11 protein-coding genes and 2 rRNA genes (1 of these 13 cut by a window edge) are annotated in these 18,046 nt (G+C 69.7%); 7 read left to right on the top strand and 6 right to left on the bottom strand.

Features of this window, described 5'->3' with window-relative positions; translation table 11 throughout:
* From IPH07_32070 to IPH07_32060, 3 genes are all read left to right on the top strand, one after another.
* Positions 1 to 1,837: ribosomal RNA gene (locus tag IPH07_32070) — 23S ribosomal RNA — on the top strand; it begins 1,102 nt to the left of the window's first position.
* Between the two features lie 240 nt (positions 1,838 to 2,077).
* Positions 2,078 to 2,194, top strand: a 5S ribosomal RNA gene (gene rrf, locus IPH07_32065).
* 178 nt (positions 2,195 to 2,372) lie between these two features.
* Complete coding sequence (locus IPH07_32060) at positions 2,373 to 3,194, top strand: class I SAM-dependent methyltransferase (GenBank protein ID MBK6922074.1); 822 nt, start codon at positions 2,373 to 2,375, stop codon at positions 3,192 to 3,194.
* 24 nt (positions 3,195 to 3,218) lie between these two features.
* Here the strand turns inward: IPH07_32060 and IPH07_32055 are convergent, their stop codons facing one another.
* Positions 3,219 to 5,522 carry a VCBS repeat-containing protein gene (locus IPH07_32055; GenBank protein MBK6922073.1) on the bottom strand — a complete coding sequence of 768 codons (2,304 nt, stop codon included), beginning with the start codon at positions 5,520 to 5,522 and terminating at the stop codon, positions 3,219 to 3,221.
* 250 nt (positions 5,523 to 5,772) lie between these two features.
* On the opposite strand from IPH07_32055, the gene IPH07_32050 reads away from it, so the two are divergent.
* Positions 5,773 to 7,365 (top strand): B12-binding domain-containing radical SAM protein, encoded by a 1,593-nt coding sequence (locus IPH07_32050; GenBank protein ID MBK6922072.1) that lies wholly within the window; start codon positions 5,773 to 5,775, stop codon positions 7,363 to 7,365.
* A 20-nt stretch (positions 7,366 to 7,385) separates the two neighbouring features.
* Here the strand turns inward: IPH07_32050 and IPH07_32045 are convergent, their stop codons facing one another.
* The 5 genes from IPH07_32045 to IPH07_32025 are packed head-to-tail and all read right to left on the bottom strand — an operon-like array spanning position 7,386 to position 12,808.
* Positions 7,386 to 8,369 carry a TauD/TfdA family dioxygenase gene (locus IPH07_32045; protein ID MBK6922071.1) on the bottom strand — a complete coding sequence of 328 codons (984 nt, stop codon included), beginning with the start codon at positions 8,367 to 8,369 and terminating at the stop codon, positions 7,386 to 7,388.
* On the bottom strand, positions 8,366 to 9,694 hold the full coding sequence (locus IPH07_32040; protein ID MBK6922070.1) for a hypothetical protein: 1,329 nt from the start codon (positions 9,692 to 9,694) through the stop codon (positions 8,366 to 8,368). Before IPH07_32040 ends, IPH07_32045 begins: the two co-directional genes overlap by 4 nt.
* The gene (locus IPH07_32035; protein MBK6922069.1) at positions 9,691 to 10,713 is read right to left on the bottom strand and encodes a hypothetical protein; all 1,023 of its coding nucleotides are present in this window, start codon (positions 10,711 to 10,713) and stop codon (positions 9,691 to 9,693) included. Before IPH07_32035 ends, IPH07_32040 begins: the two co-directional genes overlap by 4 nt.
* Positions 10,713 to 11,438 carry a nucleotidyltransferase domain-containing protein gene (locus IPH07_32030; GenBank protein ID MBK6922068.1) on the bottom strand — a complete coding sequence of 242 codons (726 nt, stop codon included), beginning with the start codon at positions 11,436 to 11,438 and terminating at the stop codon, positions 10,713 to 10,715. The genes IPH07_32035 and IPH07_32030 overlap by 1 nt, the downstream gene beginning before the upstream one ends.
* Positions 11,435 to 12,808, bottom strand: a complete 1,374-nt coding sequence (locus IPH07_32025) for a DUF692 domain-containing protein (GenBank protein ID MBK6922067.1) — start codon at positions 12,806 to 12,808, stop codon at positions 11,435 to 11,437. Before IPH07_32025 ends, IPH07_32030 begins: the two co-directional genes overlap by 4 nt.
* 125 nt (positions 12,809 to 12,933) lie before the next feature.
* Between IPH07_32025 and IPH07_32020 the strand changes: the two genes are divergently transcribed.
* From IPH07_32020 to IPH07_32010, 3 genes are read left to right on the top strand one after another with little or no spacing between them, the layout of a single operon-like run.
* Entirely contained in the window at positions 12,934 to 15,264 is a 2,331-nt protein-coding gene (locus IPH07_32020; protein MBK6922066.1) for a DEAD/DEAH box helicase, read from the top strand.
* Positions 15,265 to 15,302: 38 nt separating this feature from the next.
* Positions 15,303 to 17,318, top strand: coding sequence for an NAD(+) synthase (locus tag IPH07_32015; protein ID MBK6922065.1), 2,016 nt, complete (start codon positions 15,303 to 15,305; stop codon positions 17,316 to 17,318).
* A 47-nt stretch (positions 17,319 to 17,365) separates the two neighbouring features.
* Complete coding sequence (locus IPH07_32010; GenBank protein MBK6922064.1) at positions 17,366 to 18,022, top strand: hypothetical protein; 657 nt, start codon at positions 17,366 to 17,368, stop codon at positions 18,020 to 18,022.
* The last annotated feature ends 24 nt before the right edge of the window (positions 18,023 to 18,046 follow it).

Raw genomic sequence — 18,046 nt, 5'->3', positions numbered from 1 at the left:
TTGGCTTAGAAGCAGCCATCCTTTAAAGAAAGCGTAACAGCTCACTGGTCGAGCGAACCTGCGCCGAAAATTCAGCGGGTCTCAAGCAAAGAACCGAAGCTATGGGTGTGCGCAAGCACGCGGTAGGCGAGTACTCTCTTCTGCGGTGAAGCCGTACGGTAACGAGCGGTGGAGCGTAGAGAGGAGCTAATGCTGGCATGAGTAGCGATAAACAGGGTGAAAAACCCTGTCGCCGTAAGCCCCAGGGTTCCTGGGTAAAGATAATCTGCTCAGGGTTAGTCGGTCCCTAAGGTGAGGCCGAAAGGCGTAGTCGATGGGAAGCAGGCGAATATTCCTGCACCAGCACGGATAGTTCTACGAGGGGGGACGGAGGAAGATAGCCGAGCCATCTACTGGATGGTGGTTCAAGCTCATAGGCTGAGACTGTAGGAGGCAATGGCCACAAACGCAGTCTCGAGGCCGAGGGGTGATGAGGAGTGCCTTCGGGCGCAAAACTCGGTGATTCTCGGCTTCCTGGAAAAGCCTCGCGTAGGTCAACTGCTGTGCTGACCGTACCGCAAACCGACACAGGTGGGTGGGAAGAATATTCCAAGGCGCTTGGGAGAACTCGGGTTAAGGAACTCGGCCAATTGACACCGTAACTTCGGGAGAAGGTGTGCCCATACTCGTGAACCGCGAACGCGGGGAGCGAGTGGGGGTCGCAGAGAATCGGGGGTAGCGACTGTTTACCAAAAACACAGGACTCTGCTAAGTCGTAAGACGACGTATAGGGTCTGACGCCTGCCCGGTGCCGGAAGGTTAACAGGAGATGTCAGGAGCAATCCAAAGCATCGAATCGAAGCCCCGGTAAACGGCGGCCGTAACTATAACGGTCCTAAGGTAGCGAAATTCCTTGGCGGGTAAGTTCCGTCCTGCACGAATGGCGTAACGACTTCCCCACTGTCTCGACCCGGGACTCAGCGAAATTGACCTGGGGGTGAAGATGCCCCCTACCCGCGGAAAGACGGAAAGACCCCGTGAACCTTTACTGCAACTTGACACTGTTTTTCGGGCTGATCTGTGTAGGATAGGTGGGAGGCTTTGAAGCAGGGTCGCTAGATTCTGTGGAGCCAACGTTGAAATACCACCCTGGTAAGTCTGGAAAACTAACCGAGGTCCGTAAGCCGGATCCGGGACAATGTCTGGTGGGTAGTTTGACTGGGGCGGTCACCTCCGAAAGAGTAACGGAGGCGCACAAAGGTACCCTCAGGCCGATTGGAAACCGGCCGTAGAGTGTAAAGGCATAAGGGTGCTTGACTGCAACACATACAAGTGGAGCAGGGACGAAAGTCGGTCTTAGTGATCCGGTGGTTCTGTATGGAAGGGCCATCGCTCAACGGATAAAAGGTACTCCGGGGATAACAGGCTTATCACGCCCAAGAGTTCACATCGACGGCGTGGTTTGGCACCTCGATGTCGGCTCATCGCATCCTGGGGCTGTAGTCGGTCCCAAGGGTTTGGCTGTTCGCCAATTAAAGCGGTACGCGAGCTGGGTTCAGAACGTCGTGAGACAGTTCGGTCCCTATCTTCCGTGGGCGCAGGAATCTTGAGGAGAGCTGTCCCTAGTACGAGAGGACCGGGATGGACGGACCCCTGGTGTTCCGGTTGTTCTGCCAAGAGCATCGCCGGGTAGCCACGTCCGGAATGGATAACCGCTGAAAGCATCTAAGCGGGAAGCCAACTCCAAGATGAGGATTCCCCGAAGGTTCGTCGTAGACTACGACGTTGATAGGTCGGATGTGGAAGTGCTGCAAGGCACGGAGCTAACCGATACTAATCGACCGTTCGGCTTGGCCACTCGCTGAGACGGCTTCGCGCAAGCGAAGTACCGTTTCTCATATGACGCGGTCCACCGCCAATCGCCCGGCACTCGGGCGGCGTTGGGTCGATTCCAAGGTTTCGAGCGAAACCATGACGTGCACTGCACGCCTTTGGAGGAGCTCGAGCTCGCAAGAGCTCGGGCAAGTACCCCCGGTCGGGATGACAGCACGCGATGGCGTGGCGGTCCTGGCTGGTGAGGGTGCCGCGCGAACAGGTTTCTGGTGGCTATTGCGGAGGGGTCACACCCGATCCCATCCCGAACTCGGAAGTTAAGCCCTCCAGCGCCGATGGTACTGCAGGGGACACTCTGTGGGAGAGTAGGACGTCGCCAGATCTATGGGCCAGTCATCCGCTGCAAGGCGGATGACTGGCCCTTTTTTTTTGGCCTCGCGAGCGCTGGCGGGCGGCGTCGGCCGGTTGGCCGCGGATGCATCGGTTCGGCTGCGACGTGAGGCCGCTGCGTGGGGACTGTCCTGGCGCCCGGACAGTGTTTCGTGCGAGACCTGCCGCCGATGGCGGAAGCGCGAACACAGGAATCGCGGAGCTACTTGGCGGAGCCCGACATCCACGAGCAGTGGGAGTCGGACTACCTCAACCCCGAGGTCGAGCCGTTCTACGAAGCGGCCTTCGACGCGATCGTGCGGCGACTCGGCGTGCCGCCGGGCGCCGCGCTACTCGACGCGGGGTGTGGCTACTGCCTGCACGCGGCCCGCTATGCGCGGCGGGGCCTCGAGGTGACGGGCGTCGACTTCTCGGCGAGCGCGCTGCAGGCCGCACGTCGCAACCTCGATCGCAACGGGCTCGCGGGGCACGTCACGCTGGTCGAGGGCGATCTGCTGGGTCTTCCCTTCGCAGATGCGCAGTTCGACGTGGTCTCGTGCTGGGGCGTGTTGATGCACATCCCCGAGGTCGAGCGGGCGCTGTCCGAGCTCGTTCGGGTGCTCAAGCCCGGCGGCCGGCTGGTGCTGATGGAGAACAACGCCGACTCCCTGCACGTGAAGCTGTTCGAGCCCGCGTTGCGGACCCTCAAGCGCTTCGTGCGGCGGCGGATCGCCGATCGCGAGCGCAACGTGCGAGGCGTCGAGGAGTGGATGCGCCAGGAGGATGGCGGCCTGATGGTGCGCAAGATCGACGTCGAGTGGCTCGAGGGCTTCCTCGCCCAGCACGGCTGCCACCTCGTCGACCGCTTCGCGGGCCAGCTGACGGAGGCCTATACGGCGCTGCCGCTGAGGGCTCTGAAGCGCGTGCTGTACCGCGCCAACATGGCGTACTTCGAGCACGGCGGAAATCCCCGCTACGCCATGGGCAACATCATGATCTTCGCGAAGGACTGAAGCGGCTCCGCGAGCCGGCGTCGCTCAGCCGATCGGCTTGCACCACTCGCTGGGCAGGGTGGCGTTGTTGTCCTCGCGGCACTCGTTGAGGGCGCCGGTGCCGGTGCCGTCGTCGTCGACGACCGCGGTGATGACGTAGGGACCACCGGGTGCGTCCGGGACGCTGAGCGAGACCTTCTCGGAGGCGCCCGCTTGGATCGCACCGACGGTCTGCACGACGCCGAGCAGGGCACCGTCGTCGTAGAAGGCGACGTTGACCCCGGGGCCCACGCCGAGGCAGCCCTGGTTGAGGACGCGCACGCTGAGGTCCAGCGCGGGGCACATCAAGGTGTCGACCGTCAGGTCCGTGGGCGCCAGGTCGGGTGCGCACAGGGTCTCGAGCTCGCCCTGGGTGTTGCGGCGATAGCTGTTGTACGGCGCGCTCACGGGCGTCGACCAGTTGTCGGGCTCGACGTCGGGGATCGTGGCGTCGGCCAACACGTTGGTCACGTGATAGGTGTGCTGATTCCAGATCGGCACCGTTGCGACCCAGTTGTCGAGGCGATCTTCGAAGACCTCGATGCCGGCGTCGCCGATCGCACCCTGACTCGATTCGTTGTTCGAGCTGATGATGAGCTCGGCCTTGAAGTCGCCGTCGACGTCGGCGACGACCGGGTTCTCCGTACGCGTCCGCGAGGAGTTGATGTCGATGAACAGGATCTCGCTGTCGGACATCACCCCGTCGCAGTTCACGCCGCCGGGGCAGTCGGGCTCGAGGCCGGGGTAGATCCGCAGGTACCACTCGTCGTCGTAGATCACCTCCGAGCGGCCGTCGCCGTCGAAGTCGAAGACGGAGGAACCGGTGCGCTGCGAGGAGCCGTCCTTGGTGTCGGAGATCCACAGCTGCGTCCACGCCGACGTGCCGTCGTACTTGACCACGACGTAGTGGTCGGCGGCGGCGGTGCCGAGCTCGGGCAGGCCGTCACCGTCGAAGTCGGCGATGTTGGGCGGACCGCCCGCGCCACCACCGGGCACCGTGAAGTCGGCCAGCTGCGCGCCGGTCTGGCCGTTGAGGAGGTAGATGTGGCCGGAGTTGACGAGCCCGACCTCGGGGGTGCCGTCCAGGTCGAAGTCGGCGATGCCGCAGTAGCCGTCGGCGGGGGAGGCCGTCCACAGCACGCTGCCGGTGAAGTCGACCCCGACGGTGCCGGTGAACGCGTAGGCGGTGCCGCCCGCGATCACCTCGGGGCGCCCGTCGGCGTCGAGATCGGCCACGCACGACAGCGGTCCGAACCCGCCGCTGGTGCCGGTGGCTCCGGTGGCGAACTCGTAGGCGATCGCCCCGGTGTTGTCGTAGACGGCGCGGCCGAACACGACCTCGGGTGCGCCCTGTCCGTCCATGTTGGCGATCGAGGGCGCTCCGCTCTTGCCGCCGAAGCCGTAGTTCTCGGAGATCCACATCGGCGTGCCATCGCCGTGGACCGCAACGAGGTAGGCGCCCTCGCCGGGCGAGACCACGTCGGGCTGGCCGTCGAGGTCGAGATCGCCGATTGCGGGGTGACCGCTCGGGTCGGTCTGGTAGGCGTCGTCGCCCATGCTCCACGCGGTGGTGCCGTCGTCACCGTGCAGCGCGCGGAGGATGCCGTTGGTGGTGTAGGTCGAGTCGCGGTAGCTGTTGAAGACGATCTCGGGCACGCAGTCGCCGTCGAGGTCCGCGATCATCGGCGTCATCACGACTTGGTGCCACTCGGGGAAGTCGTCGTCGGCGATGTCGTGGTGGGTCCAGTTCGGCGTGCAGACGTCGTTGACGCAGCTCTCCTCGACCTGACAGCCGAGGCTGCAGGCCCGGACCTGCCGTACACCCCAGCTGAAGCGCGGGATCGGATCGAACACGCCCTTCTCGGGCTGGAACGCGCAGGTCGGATCGGCGAGGTTGGGCACGCAGAAGCCGAGCGTCGGATCGCAGATCTCGCTGTCCTCGCACTCCTGCGTGGTGTTGGTGGCGCACGCGAGGCCCTTGCACGCACCACCGGGCACCACGCAATTGCCGGCATAGCAGAGCTCGCCGTCGGCACAGCAGACCTGGTCGGCGCCGCACGGCTCGTCGTCGCCGCAGTCCACCACGCAGGCGCCGTCGGTGCAGATCTGACCGGGCTCGCAGCAGGCCGCCTCACACACGAGCTCGGCGGGGCACTGGCCACCGCTGCTGTCGCTGCTGCTGCCATCGGCCGAGTCGGTCACGCCCGAGGAGGACCCGTCGGTCATGCCTGCGGTGAGCGTGACGCTGATGCCCCCGGAGTCCTCGGACGCCGAGCCCGACGATGACGCACCGCCACAGCCACCCACCATCGCGGCGCCGGTCAACGCCGTCGCCCACAGACCCCGCCCGCACTTGCCCATCGTCCCTTAGTACCCGCGGGGGGGTGTTCTGTCCGGGGGCGACCGAGGAATCACGTGCGCGCGCTGACGAATCCATCGTCTCCGGCCGCGCGTCGCGTGGCCGGAGACGCACTCGGCACCGTGTCGAGCCTCGCGACCACGCGCGCGTCGGCCCGACTGGCCGCCACGGCGGCCTTGGGGCACGATCTCCGTCGCCGAGATGGCCCGCGGACGCATCGAGCCCGGCCCGGGGCGCCTCGGCCCGTCGACGGCAGCGAGGCGGCTGCACGTGTGCCTCGTGCGCCCGCCGGTGGTGACGGTGCCGCGGAGCCTCAGCTACTACGGCGCGGTTCCGGACCTCGGGTTGGCCTACGTCGCCGCGGCCACCCGCGCGGCCGGCCACACGGTGTCGGTGGTCGACGGACCGGGGGCGGCGATCGAGCACGCGTGGACCCACCCGACCACACTGGGCCCGTTGCGCGCGCACGGCCTCGAGCTCGACGCGATCGTCGACGGGGTCCCGCCCGGTACGGAGGTCATCGGCGTGGCGCAGATGTTCCTCCACGAGTGGCCGTTGGCGGCGGAGCTGCTGCGCCGCCTCCGACGGGCGCACCCATCTGCCGTGCTGGTGGCCGGGGGCGAGAACGCGACCGCGATGGGCTCGCGGATGCTTGCACAGTGCGACGCGCTCGATGCGATCGTCTGCGGCGAGGGCGAGGATCGTTTCGTCGCGTTGCTGGCGGCCGTAGGCATGGGGCACAGCCCGGGCGTCGTGCCGGGCGTGCTCACGCGAGGGGCCGCACCGGCCGCCAGCGCGGCGGTGTCGACACGTCGTCTCGATCTCGACGCGCTGCCGTGGCCCGCGTGGGACCTGTTTCCGATCGAGGCCTACCTCTCCCATCGGCACGGCAGCGGCGTCGACCTCGGGCGCTCGTTGCCGGTGTTGACCAGCCGCGGCTGCCCCTACCGCTGTAGCTTCTGCTCGTCGCCGCAGATGTGGGGGACCCGCTACGTTCGCCGCGACCCCGAGCGCGTGCTCGACGAGATCGAGTTCCTGCAGCGGCGCCATCGCGTGCAGAACATCAACATCAACGACCTCACCGCGCTGCTCACCAAGCAGTGGTTGCTCGAGTTCTGCGCGGCGATCGAGCGACGAGGGCTGCGCTTCACCTGGCAGCTGCCCTCCGGTACGCGCTCGGAGGCCATCGATCGCGAGGCCGCGCAGCGGCTGGTCGCGGCCGGCTGTCGCAACTTCTGCTACGCGCCCGAGAGCGGCGCGCCGACCGAGCTGGCGCGCATGCGCAAGCGCGTGGTGCCGTCGCGTCTGCTGGGTTCGGTGCGCGGTGCCGTCGAGGCCGGCATGGTCACGCACGCGAGCATCATCATCGGCATGCCCGGGCAGACCACCGGCGAGCTGCTGCAGACCACGCGCTTCGTCGCCGAGCTGGCGTGGGCGGGGCTGCACACGCTCTCGGTCATGGTGTTCGCGCCGTATCCCGGGAGCGAGGCCTACGAGGCCGCGGTCGCGAACGGGACGGTTGCGCACGACGAGCGCTGGATCTACGGCTCGCTGCTGCGCTCGGTCGGCGGTGGTCGCAGCCACCACGGGCAATGGGGTCCGCGTCGCTTGCTCGCGACGCAGCTGGGCCTGCTGGGTGGCTTCTTCGCGCTGTCGTGGCTGCGCCGCCCGGCACGTGTGCTGCAGACCGCCAAGACGCTCGCCCGCGGTCGTCAGCGCACCGTGCTCGAGCAGCTGATCGCGGCCAAGCTCGCGCCGCTGCGGGCGCGATGGTCCGGTCGCGCGCGTGCGTGAGACCGGCGCGGCCCCGGCGATCACGACGCGGCGTTCAAGCGCGCGAGCACGGCGTCGGACGAGGCCCCATCGGCCGGCGGCTCGAGCTCGTGTGCCCCGGCGATGCGCGCGGCGTCGGCGAGCCAGCGTGCACGCAGACGGTAGAGCGCGGGCTCGTCGATGCCGTGGCGGCGCGCGAGCGCCCCCGGCGGTGCGCCGGCCAGCATCGCGATGACGAGTCGTTCGTCGAGGCGCAGCGGTGGATCGACCTCGACCCCGCAGGCCCGACGCAGGTGCGCTGGCGCCTCGGCGAGCCGCTCGCGCACCCGCGCAGCGACCCGCTCGGCGATCGGCTGCCACGGCGGCGCCGCGCCGAGCGGTCGATCGAGCCACGCGAGCACGCGCACCAAGGTCCGGCGCGGATCGTCGAAGGCATCGCGACCGTGCACGACGCGGTGGTTGTCGAGCAGCAGCGCTTGGCCGGGGCGCAGCGTCACGCGCTCGCACGGCGCGGCTGCGATCGCACGGGCGAACCCACGGCCGACCACGTCGTCGATCGGGGCGTGCGGGCCGAGCACGACACAGGCTCGGCCGCCGCGCATCGTTGCGGTCGCGCCGAGCACGTCGCCGAACACGAACGGGATGCGGCGAGCATGCTCGAACGCGGCGCGGGCGAGGGCTGGTTCGTCGCGCTGCAGACGATCGAGCACCGCCCACGTGTCGACCAGCAACGACGCACCGCCCTGCGACGAGGCGTGCAGACACGCCGTGAGCTGCAGCTCGGGCGGTCGCGCGTGCCACAGCTGCGCGTCGGTGTGGAGCGGCGCGGCGGCCTGCGAGGCCGCGAACGACCGCGCGTGGGCGATCGCGCGGATCGGCTGCACCTCGAGCATCACCGGCGGCTCGCCGAGCAGCGTGTCGACCAGCAGCCATGGCGTCGCGAGTCGGACCTGCGCGAGCTCGTCGAGTTCGATCACCGCCCAGCCGTGCTCGGCGAGTCGCTCGCGCAGCGTGCCCGGGTTCATGCGTCGGCCTCGGGGCTGTGTCGGCGCGCGGCGGTGGGCAGCGGCGGGGCCCAGCGCGGCGACAGTCGAGCGGTCGCGGGTTCGAACGGCAGCAGCGTGAGCAGCGGATCGCCGACGCCGATCGCGAGCGCGGTGGTGTCGTGCATCGCGAACACGGCGGGGGCGGCGTGGAATCGATCGGTGTGCACGACGCCGCGCAGGACCTCGGCAGTCGGCCAGCGCGGGCCTTGCAGCAGCATCGACCAACCCGGCGGCGTGGCGAAGAGCGCCGGCGGCTTGACGAAGAAGTGCGGCTCGCCGGCCACGTGGGGCGTGAAGAACTTGCTCAGGTACAGCAGCGCGCCGCGGTGCTCGGCGAGGACCTCGTCGCCATAGACCTCGCGCCAGCACTGCATGGTCGCGCGCGCGAGCCGATCGAGCGCCGCTGCATCGTGCTCGATCGTGACCTGCAGGCCGTCGTAGCGCGCGGTGAAGGCCAGCGGCGAGCGCCACTGCAAGCGCTGCAGCGCTGGGGGTGTGCCGACTTCGTCGGGCCCGTGCGCGCCGTGAACGCGCTGCAGCGGCACGATCTCGAGGTCGACCGGGCCCGCGAGCGCGGCGACGACCTCGCTGCCGTCGGCCGTGCTGGCGGGCGCCTGCAGCTGCTGGCGGTACTTGCGGGTGGGCCCATGCTGCTTCTGCGCGAAGTACTGCGCGTCGTAGAAGCAAAGGTGCGCGAGCCCCAGCTCGGGGCGGCTTGCGAGCGGCACACAGCTCGTTCGCGCACGGGTCGACAGCGCCGCCAGTGTGGCCAGCTCGGCGCGCCACTGCACGCGGTCGCGCGCGCCGTCGAGGCGCAGCTCGAGCGCGAGCGGGACCCATCGCTGCGCGGGGACGACGACGTGTTCCTCGAGTGCCACGTCGCGATTGCGACGATTGCCGGCGTCGCCGCACCACAGCACGTGTCCGGGCTCGACCCGCACCAGCAGCCCCGTCCACAGGCCCCATCGCGGCGCGCTGCGCCAGCGCGGACGCGGCAACGGGAATAGCGGTCCGTCGGCGAGCAGCTCCGCCCACGCCGGCGTCACGAGTCCGTCGGCGAGCAGGTACGGCACGCACGCGCGGGCCTGTCGCACGGCGTCATCGTCGTCGAGCTGCCATCGGCCACGGCGCTTCGCGAGCTGCAACGGGGCATGCGGCATCAGCTGCCACCCGAACGCGTTGCCCTCGAGCAGGGGCACGCAGGCCCGTGCCGCGCGCAGTGGAATCGAGCCATCGAGGTCGGGGCTGCGACGCACCAGCGTGCACCACCCGAGCGCGTCGAGCAGCTCGAACGCGTGGCTCACGAGCAGCCGCCGCCGCCTCCACACCCGCCGCCGCCGCCACAGCCACCGCCGCCGCCACAGCTCGAGGAGCCGCAGCTCGATCCACCCGCGCCGCTGTTCCCACTGGCGAGCGCCGTCATCATCGGCTGGTGATAGAACGTCTGGAAGGTCGCGAGCATCGGCACCGCCGAGAGCGCGACCAGGCCGCCCACCAACACCGCGGTCTCGACGTCCTCGGGCTCGCGTCGACGGCCGCTGCTCACGTCCGCGCGCATGGTCATGGTCGCGTCGCCGAGCCAAGCCAGATAGTCGTTGGCCGCCGCCGAGGTCCGGTGGTGGCGCGCCATGATGAGGCCGATGAACGCGAACAGACACAGCTCGCCGACGAGGAACAGCGGCAGCGGGGCATCGCCGCCGTAGAGCCGCGCCCGCACCACCAGCCGCAGCACCCCGATCGCCAGGATCGCGGAGGTGCCGAGCAGCACGAACACGCGCAACGTAGCGGTCGTGCCCCGGGTGCGGCGCAGGCCCGAGCGCTCGAGCAGCGCCTCGAACTCCGCGATGTGGCGGCCTGCGACCGCCTGCGCGGCGTCGTGGACCTGCGTCGGCGTCAGTGTGCCACCACCGCTGGTGATGCGTCCGAGATCGTCGCTCAGCTCGGCGACCAGCGCGTCGTCGACGTACGGCCGCGGCATGAACACGAGGTTCTGCTCGGCGTCGACGCCCAGCAGGTCGCGCACGAAGGCGGCGGCGACCAGCGCATCGGCCACCTGCAGCAGATCGCCGCGCAGGTACGCCACCGCCCAGCGCTCGTTGCCGTGCGGTAGCCGCCCGATGCCGATCGATGCGGTCTCGGGCGCCTGCGTGCGGTAGCCGCCCATGTGCGTCGGCGGCGTGCGGGGCACGGCCTGGCGATCGAGCGCGTTGCCGACCACACGGGTCACGATCCACAGCGCGGTGAAGCCGACCATCGCGATCGCGAGGTAGACGAACATGAAGGTCGGACCGGGGGGCAGATCGAACGGGAACACCTGCAGCATCACGCCACCTCCTCGTTCGCGACGTGGTCGACGTCGGCGATCGCCGCCTCGAGCAGCCGCACCATCGCATCGTAGGCCTCGAGCGGCTGATCACGCACGCGCGCGAGCCCCGTCAGATCGAGTTGGTACTGCTTCGCGCAGGCGGAGATCACCGCCGCCGCGTCGTCATCCCCGGCGAAGCCGCGCAGGGTTGCGAGCGCGTGCAGCGGGCCGCGCATCTGCTTGAGCTTGCGTTCGACTGCGCCGGCCAACATCCGCGGCACGCTGACGGACTCCGCCGCCACGCGGCGCAACCGGATCCGCGCCTCGCGAAGCTCCTGCTCGATGCGCAGGCGTCGGTGCTCGTCGAGGATCTGTAGGCCCGCGAAGGGGTTCTCGCCGCGCAACACGATGTTGCGGCTGCGGATGTCGTCGTAGAGCAGCGGGAACACGTCGGCGGCGCTGCGCAGCTCGTCGAGTCGCAGCACGATCGGCTCGATGCGCGCGGCGTGACGGGCCAGCTCGAGCGCGCCGCCAACCGCGAACAGGTGTTCGCGGTCGTCCTTGCGCACCACGATCACGAGATCGATGTCACTGCGATCGGGGTCGAAGCCACCCCGCGCGAGGCTGCCGTACACGAGCACGCCCACGAGGTCGCGCTCGAAGCCGGCCTCGAGGGCGTCACACAGGCGCATGAGGTGATCGCGGGCGTGCCGCGGGAGTCGATCGAGACGGACATCGTTCATGGACGGGACCTCGGTGCGGCGGGGGTCAGGACGTGGACGGTGGCGTCGTCGCCGGGGCCCTTGAGCGCCCAGACGGTGCGTCCGCCCCCGCGGGCGCGCCCGAGGAACGGCAGCCGACGCGGTCGCACCGGGTGATCGGCGATGGGGGCACGGAAACGGGCGCGCAGCACCAGAGCGTCGAGCTCGGCGTCGTCGTGCAGCGCGGCGATCGTGCGCACGTGGGCGAGGATGTGCCAGGCGTCTGTGACACTCGCGCTGCGATCGGTGCGCACGCGGCCGGCGAGCGCATGCTCGGCGTGGACGCGCACGCGCTCGCCGTGTGCCGCCAGCCGCGGTAGGTGGGGCAGGGCATCGTCGATGCGCTTGCGTGCGAGGATCGTGCGCGTCCGCGCCAGCGCGTCGGCGCCGAAGCGCTGCACGAGCGCCGGGCCCGGCGGTGCGAGGTCGGTCAGCGCCCGTGCGAGCAGCTGCTGGTCGGCGAGCAGCGCTGGCTCGTCGGCGATGGCGATCCCTGGCGCGTCGAGGTGTGGCGTGCGGGCGCGCGGCGACGACCCCTGCAGTGCGCGCAGGCGCTCCAGCTCGTCGCGCAGCGGCGCGAAGCCGTGGAAGCCGCCGTCGCGCTCGAGCAGGATCGGCACCGCGCCGACCTCGGCCAGCGTGCGCTCGACGAGCGCGAACACCGGCGGCGCGATCGGGTCGGCGTGGGTGTCGAAGTAGAAGCCGTCTTCCCAGGTGCCACCTGCGACGTGAAGCATCGCGACCGACGACAACGGGAAGCGCAGCAGCGTCTGCACCGGGTCGTGTCCGGCGTTGACCGCATTGGCGTAGAGGTTGCCGACGTCGAGGAGCAGCGAGCAGCCGGTCGCGCGCACCACCTGTGCGTAGAAGTCGGGCTCGTCCAATTCGTCGTCGGGCCACGTGAGGGTCGCGGCGGCGTTCTCGAGCAGCAGCGGCACGTCGGGCAGGTGCCGCCGCGCGAGCGCGACGTTGCGCGCGAGCACGCGGACCGCGGCCTTGGTGTACGGCAGCCGCGTGAGGTGCCCGATCTCGCGGGGACCCCCGCGGGTGAAGGCCACGTGCTCCGAGACCAGCGGTGCGCCGAGCTCGCGCGCGAGGGTGCCCAGCCGCCGTGCGTGGTCCTCGCGGATGCCGTCGGCGCTTCCCAGCGAGAGCTTGACCCCGTGGGGCACGACCGGCCAAAGCGCCCGATTGGCCGCGGCCTCGCGCCGTGCGAGGCGGTTGGCCATGCAGGCCTCGGCGACCACTTCGACGAAGGACACGCAGCTGGGATCCCGCAGGAGGTCGCCTGCGAGCTCTGGGCGGTGGCCCAGGCCCACGCCCTGCACGGGGCCGATCGCCGAGCCGGCCATCGAGGGTGGTGCGCGGCCTGGGCTCGCCGGCGCGTCGATCCGATCCGCGGTGGGTCCCGGCTCCGTCACGACAAAGCGCTCCAGATACTTTACAGCGATCCGACTTCTTTCATAATGCGCCGATCGTGACCCTGACTCCGGACGCGCGCGGCGAACCCACATCGAGCTCGGTCCCCTCGTCCTGCATCCGCTGCACGCCGGTCCTGCGCGTGGTGCCCGAGACGCTGTTCGTGGCGGGCGACGGTGACTGTCAGGAGATTCCCACCGCCGCGCTGGAGCTGTCGTTCGACTACGGGGGCGTGCGCGTGCGGGCTTCGGCCGCGCGGGCGCCCAGCGGGCTCCGGCGGGACATCGGTGCCGAGGCACAGGCGCGCCGCGTGCTCGAAGGCTTCGGGCCGATCGAGGTCGAGTCGCTCGATCACTGTGCGCCGTCGCCCGACGCCGACTTCGACTACGTGGTCGACCCGCACGGCGACGCCGCGCGGCTGTGCAGCTTCAGCAGCCACGCGATCCCGCAGCTGCGCGCGCTCGGCTGGCAGGTCGAGGTCGATGGCGATCTGCAGCTCGAGATCATCGATGGCAGCAACTGGTACGCGTCGATGGAGTCCGACGAGCGCGGGTGGTTCGAGCTCGAGCTCGGCGTCGAGCTCGATGGTCGCCGCGTCGACCTGCTGCCGGTGCTGCTCGACATCATCCAGAGCAAGGGCTTCGATCGCATCTCGCGGGGCGTCGGTCGCACCGCGATCGTCGATCTCGGCGCGCGCCGACACCTCATTGTTCCGGCCGAGCGGCTGCAGACCCTGCTCAAGGTGCTGAGCGAGCTGTACCGCGTCGAGGGCACCGGCAAGGACGGCAAGCTGAGGATCCCCGAGATGGTGCCCGGCTGGCTCGACAAGATCGACGAGGCGTTCGGAGAGGCGCCGCCGGTGTGGCACGGTCGCTCGCACACCGCGGCGATCGAGCGCATGCGGCAGCCGCACGAGCCCGCCGATTCGCCCAAGGGGCTGCAGGCGGAGCTGCGGCCGTATCAAAAGCTGGGTCTGGCGTTCCTGCAGCGCATCGCCGAGCTCGGGCAGGGCGGCGTGCTCGCCGACGACATGGGCCTGGGCAAGACCCTGCAGACCATCGCGCACATCGTCGCCTGCAAGCAGCGCGGCATGCTGCGCTCGCCCGCGCTGATCGTCACGCCCACCAGCCTGGTGGGCAACTGGCGCCGCGAGCTCAAGAAGTTCGCGCCGAGCCTGCGCGTACTCGAGCTGCGGGGTGCCGATCGACACCGTCGCCGGCTCGAGCTGCCCGATCACGACGTCGTCATCACCTCGTACGGGTTGTTGGTGCGCGACCGCGAGCAGCTGGTCGGCGCGCGCTTCTCGATGCTGGTCGCCGACGAGGCGCAGACCATCAAGAACGCCCGCAGTCAGGCCCATCAGGCCGTGCGCTCGCTCGACGCCGATCATCGCGTGTTCCTCACCGGTACGCCAATCGAGAACAACCTCGAGGAGCTGTGGGCGCTGTTCGACCTGCTGCTGCCGGGGCTGCTGGGCGATGCCGCGACCTTCCGTGCGGTGTTCCGCGGCCCCATCGAGCGCGATGGCAACGCGCAGCGCATGGAGAGCCTGCGCAGCCGCATCGCACCGTTCGTGCTGCGTCGCATGAAGGACCAGGTCGCCAAGGAGCTGCCGCCCAAGACCGAGATCGTGCGGGCCATCGAGCTGCACGGCTCGCAGCGCGACCTCTACGAGGGCATCCGGCTCGCGGGCCACGCGGCGGTGCGTCAGGCCGTCAAGCAGCGCGGCATGTCGGGCGCAGCGATCGACATCTTGGGCGCGCTCATGAAGCTGCGCCAGGTCTGCTGCGACCCGCGGCTGGTGCGGGTCTCCGCGGCCCGCGAGATCGAGGAGTCCGCCAAGCTGCAGGCGCTGTGCGAGATGGTCGAGACCCAGCTGGGCCAGGATCGCAACATCCTCATCTTCTCGCAGTTCGCGACCATGCTCGGCCTCATCGGCCAGTCGCTGAAGGCCCGCGGCATCGAGTTCGCGCTGCTCACCGGCGCGACCGCCGATCGCGAGGCCGAGTGCGACCGCTTCCAGTCGGGCCGCGTGCGCGTGTTCCTCATCAGTCTCAAGGCCGGCGGCACCGGTCTCAACCTGACCCGCGCCGACACCGTCATCCACTACGACCCGTGGTGGAACCCGGCTGCGCAGAACCAGGCCACCGATCGCGCCTATCGCATCGGACAGAAGCGGCCGGTGTTCGTCTACAAGCTCATCATCGCAGGTAGCGTCGAGGAGCGCATGATCGCCCTGCAGCAGCGCAAGCAGTCGCTGTCCGACGCGTTGCTGGCGACCGGTGGGCCCGGCGGGGTGCCGTGGACCGAGGGTGACGTCGACGACCTGTTCGCGCCGCTGTCGGCCGAAGACGCATCGTCGGTCGCGGCCAGCTCCGGCGCGACTTGAACCCGGCCGCGGCCGGGGGCACGCTACGCAGACAATCGATGCGAGGCTTTGCGCGTGTGGCCGCCGCGGTTCCGCTGGTGGCGGTGGGTGATGTCGATGCCAACGTCGAGGCCACGGTCGCGCTGTGGCGGCGCGCCGACGCCGAGCGCTGCGCGGTGGTGGTGTTCCCCGAGCTGGGGCTGTGCGGCTACACGGTCCGCGATCTGTTCCACGATCGCCACCTGCAGGACGGCGTCGACGCGGGCCTGACGCGGCTGTGCGCGGCGTCGTCGAAGCTGGCCACGATGGCGGTGGTCGGCGCTCCGCTGCGGGTCGGCGACGCGCTCTACAACGTCGGCATCGCGATCCAGGGCGGTCGCGCGCTCGGGGTGGTGCCCAAGGCCTACCTGCCCAACTACCGCGAGTTCGAGGAGCGTCGCTGGTTCCGCGCCGGCTTCGATCTCGAGCCCGGCGCGAGCGCGACGATCGACGGCGTCGCGGTGCCGTTCGGCATGGATCTCCTCTTCACCGCGCGGCAGCTGCCGGAGCTCGTGGTCGGGCTCGAGCTCTGCGAGGACTACTGGGTGCACGTGCCGCCGTCGGTCTATGCGGTCTCGGCCGGTGCGACCGTCATCGGCAACCTCTCGGCCTCGAACTTCACGGTCGGCAAGTCGGAGCTCCGGCGCTTGTTGGCCCGCAGCGCGTCCGACCGAGGCAAGTGCGTGTACATCTACACCGCCGCCGGGCCCGGCGAGTCCTCGACCGATCTCGCGTTCGATGCCGATGCGTTCGTCTGCGAGAACGGCCGCGAACTCGCGGCTTCGCAGCGGTTCGCTCGCGAGCCGCAGCTGGTCGCGGTCGACGTCGATCTCGAGCTGTTGGTGCGCGAGCGCGTCACCACCACCAGCTTCGGCGAGTGCAGCCGCGCCCACGCGCGTGCGCACCGACGCATCGCCTTCGAGGCCCCGGCGGCCGTGACCATGCCGCTGCGCCGCGCGGTCGCGCGGCATCCGTTCGTGCCCAGCGACCCCCGCACGCTCGGCGAGCGCTGCTGGGAGATCTTCGAGATCCAGACCAACGCCCTGGCCACGCGCATGCGGGCCATCGGCACGCCCAAGCCGGTGCTGGGGCTGTCGGGCGGGCTCGACTCGACCCACGCGGCGCTGGTCGGCGTCGGTGCGCTCGCGCTGCTGGGGCGGCCGGCCAGCGAGCTGGTCTGCGTGACGATGCCAGGGCTCGGCACCACCGAGACCACCCGCGGCAACGCCGAGCGCCTCGCCGCCGCGCTCGGGGCCGAGCTGCGCACCCATGGCATCGGCGAGCCCTCGCGCGTGATGCTCGAGCTGGTCGGCCACGCCGCCGCGACCGGAAGCGACGACGTCGAGGCCATGCTGGCCCGCGTCCGCGCGCAGCCCGAGCTCGGCGACGTCGCGTTCGAGAACGTACAGGCGCGGCTGCGGACGCTCGTGCTCATGACGATCGCCAATCAAGTCGGCGGCATCGTGGTCGGCACCGGCGACCTCTCCGAGAAGGCGCTGGGTTGGTCGACCTACGCCGGCGATCACATCGCGATGTACGACGTCAACGCCGGTGTGCCCAAGACGCTGATGCAGTCGGTGATCCGCTGGGTCGCCAACGAGCGCGCGGCGACCTGGTCATCGGCGGTCGACGAGCTGCGCGCGACACTGTTCGCGATCCTCGACACGCCGATCTCGCCCGAGCTGCTGCCCGCCGATCCCGAGGGTGCGATCGCCCAGCTCACCGAGGGCACCATCGGGCCCTACGAGTTGCACGACTTCTTCCTCTATCACTTCGTGCGGCACGGCGAGACGCCCACGCGGATCCTCGATCTCGCGCGGGTCGCCTTCGGCGACGACTACGCGGTCCCGGTGCTCAAGAAGTGGCTGCGACTGTTCCTGTCGCGGTTCTTCGCGCACCAGTTCAAGCGCTCCTGCACCGCCGATGGGCCCAAGGTCGGGCAGGTGGCGTTGTCTCCGCGCGGCGACTGGCGCATGCCTTCGGATGCTCGCGTGCGCACCTGGCTGGCCGAGGTCGATCGCTACACCGGCGTGTGACCAGCCGCTCGTGTCGGCGGCCGCGATTTCGCCGTACACTCGCCGTCGTGGATCGAAGCGTCATCGCGCGGCTCGCGATCGTCGTGGCGCCGCTGCTCGGCTGCCGCGAGGCCGGCGAGGCGATGAACATCGACGTCGAACAGGCCGAGCGCGTCGCGGACCAGGCCGGGCGTGTCGCGGACCAGGCCGGCGAGCGCGTCGCCGAGGGTCTCGAGGTCGCGCGCGGCCAGGTCCAAGCCGCCGGCAAGGAGATCGGGCGTGCTGCGCAGGACGTTGGCCAGCGTGTCGACGACGCCGCGCAGGCGACGATGACCGACGACGCCGCGCTGCGCGAGCAGGTCGCCCGCGAGGCCGAGACCGCGGTGGTGTGCGACGAGCAACGCTGCACCATCACGCAGTCGCTCGCCGATCGTCTGCGCGCGAATCCGGGCGTGGTGCTGCACCAGGCGCACGTGGAGCCGCACCGTGTCGACGCCCGCGTGGTCGGCATGCGTATCAGCCGACTGGAGCCGCTGCCACTGCGCATGGGATTTCGCGACGGCGACCTGCTCGTGTCGGTGAACGGACTGGCCCTGCAATCCCTGCAGTCCGCCCCACAGCTCTACCTGCAGCTGAGATCGGCGCGACGCTTCACGGTCGTGTTCGAGCGGGACTCGCAGCGACGTACGTTCGTCCTCGAGGTGGTCGCCGACGCCGACAAATGACCGCTTGCACGGCGCGACGAAGTT

The sequence above is a fragment of the Deltaproteobacteria bacterium genome, assembly GCA_016709225.1.
Lineage (GTDB): Bacteria > Myxococcota_A > Polyangia > Nannocystales > Nannocystaceae > Xiheibacterium > Xiheibacterium phototrophicum.
Note: the sequence above shows the minus strand (reverse complement) of the source record. Positions and strands in the feature narration are given on the sequence as shown.